The 2110-nt window shown below is 67.8% G+C and carries 2 protein-coding genes and 1 pseudogene; all 3 read right to left on the reverse strand.

The annotated features are described in order from the left end of the window. Window positions 1-177 (reverse strand): annotated as a pseudogene (locus AB4Y86_RS17515) (NAD(P)H-dependent glycerol-3-phosphate dehydrogenase); the annotation flags it as partial. After that, window positions 174-947 carry a lysophospholipid acyltransferase family protein gene (locus AB4Y86_RS17520; RefSeq protein WP_441403438.1) on the reverse strand — a complete coding sequence of 258 codons (774 nt, stop codon included), beginning with the start codon at window positions 945-947 and terminating at the stop codon, window positions 174-176. The gene AB4Y86_RS17520 and the pseudogene AB4Y86_RS17515, both read right to left, overlap by 4 nt. 8 nt (window positions 948-955) lie before the next feature. Continuing rightward, on the reverse strand, window positions 956-2110 hold a 1155-nt coding region (locus AB4Y86_RS17525), incomplete at its 5' end, for a UDP-N-acetylglucosamine 1-carboxyvinyltransferase (protein ID WP_441403439.1).

The raw sequence follows: 2110 nt of genomic DNA on the forward strand, positions 1-2110 counted from the left end.
GATCTGGTCCACGACGGCGGCGCGGCGGCCCCAGAGTCGGATGCGGCGGTCGACGTCGGACGCTTCGGCGGCGTCGGCGAGGATCTTTGCGAAGGTGGTCCCCCAGGAGCCGGCGCCGAGCACGGCGACGCGGACGGCCGAACCGGCGGAACTTGGGCCCGCGAGTTCTGCCGTCATTTGGCACCGTCCGCAGGGGTGCCGGGCTCGCCGCCGCGCTCGACAAAGCGGCCGTGGCTGGACTGGTTGTGCTCCGACGGGTCCCAACGCACCAGCGGCGGCTGTCCCCCGCGGAGCGTGGCCAGCAGTTCGGTGATGGCGTCCATGATCACGTTGGTTGCTTCGGTCAGCGTGGCTTTGTCCAGCGGGCGCCCGGCGAAGGCGCTCAGGTCCACCGGGTCGCCCACGAGCACCCGGGAAGTCTTGCGGGGGAAGACGTGGAAGCGCTTGGCGTAGCGCGGGAAGACCTCATGCRCGCCCCAGTGGGCCATCGGGACCACCGGGATGCCGCTCTGCAATGCCATCCGGGCCGCCCCGGTGTGGCCCCTCATCGGCCAGAGATCCGGATCGCGGGTCAGCGTCCCCTCCGGATAAATCACGATGGCGCCGCCCTCGTCCACGATTTCCTTGGCGAGCTGCAGCGAACGGTTGGCGCCCGACGTCGAGCGTTCCACCGGGACCTGCTTGGTGTTGCGGAGCACCGCGCGCAGCACCGGGACCTTGAACAGGCTGCCCTTGGCGAGGAAGTGGGGCATCCGATTCTGGTTGTAGAGCATGTGGCCGATCACCAGCGGATCGATCTCGGTGCAATGGTTGGGCACGGCGATGAAGCCGCCGGCCGGGAGCTTTTTCAGCCCCTCCCATTTCTTGTTCATCAACAAGTTCATGACCGGCCGGACGACGCCGGCGGCGATGGCGAAGTTGAGGTGGCTCTTGGCCGATTCCTTCACGTGGACCTCTACCCGGCCGTGGTGATGTCGAAGTCGGCGCCGAGGCCGGCGAGCTTCTCGGTGAAACGCTCGTAACCGCGGTTGATGATGTCGATGCCCGTCACGCGGGAGGTGCCGGTGGCGGCCAGGGCGGCGATCAGGTGGCTGAAGCCGCCGCGCAGGTCCGGCACATCAATGTCGGTGCCCTTGAGCTGGGTGGGGCCGGAGATGACGGCCGAATGCAGGAAGTTCCGCTGGCCGAAGCGGCACGGGACGCTGCCGAGGCACTCGCGGTGGACCTGGATGTTTGCGCCCATCCGGATCAGGGCGTCGGTAAAGCCGAAGCGGTTTTCGTAGACGGTCTCGTGGACGATCGAGACGCCTTCGGCCTGGGTCAGTGCGACGATGAGCGGCTGCTGCCAGTCGGTCATGAAACCGGGGTGCACGTCGGTTTCGAGGACCAGCGGGTTGAGTTTGCCGCCGGGGTGGTAGAAGCGGATGCCGTCGTCGCCGATGTCCATCCCGCCACCCACCTTGCGGTACGTGTTTAGGAAGGTCATCATGTCGCGCTGCGTGGCGCCCTCGACGAAGATGTCGCCGCGGGTCACCAGGGCGGCGGAGGCCCAGGACGCGGATTCGTTCCGGTCGGAGAGGGCGCGGTGGTTGTAGCCGCCCAGATCGTGGACGCCCTCGATCCGGATGGTGCGGTCCGTCTGGACGCTGATGATGGCGCCCATCTTCTGCAGCACGGCGATCAGGTCCACGATTTCGGGTTCGGTGGCCGCGCCGGTCAGCTCGGTGATGCCCTCGGCGCGGGTGGCGCTGAGCAGAACCTGCTCGGTGGCTCCCACGGACGGGTAGGGCAGCGCGATCTTGGCGCCCTTGAGGCCGTTCGGGGCGGAGATGTGGATGCCGCCCGGCCGCTTCTCCACGACGGCGCCGAACTGGCGCAGCACGTTGAGGTGGTAGTCAATGGGACGGTCGCCGATCTTGCAGCCGCCGAGGTCCGGAATAAAGGCCTCGCCGATGGCATGGATCAGGGGTCCGCACAGCAGGATCGGGATGCGCGAATCGCCGGCGTGCGCGTCGATGGCGGTGTGCGAGGCCGTCTTGGCGTTAGTCGGGTCCAGCGTGAGGTCACCGGTGACTGGGTCCTTGTCCACGGTGACGCCGTGGAGCTGGAG

Source organism: Arthrobacter sp. 2YAF22_2 (genome assembly GCF_052114645.1).
In the GTDB taxonomy this organism is placed as follows: Bacteria; Actinomycetota; Actinomycetes; order Actinomycetales; family Micrococcaceae; genus Arthrobacter.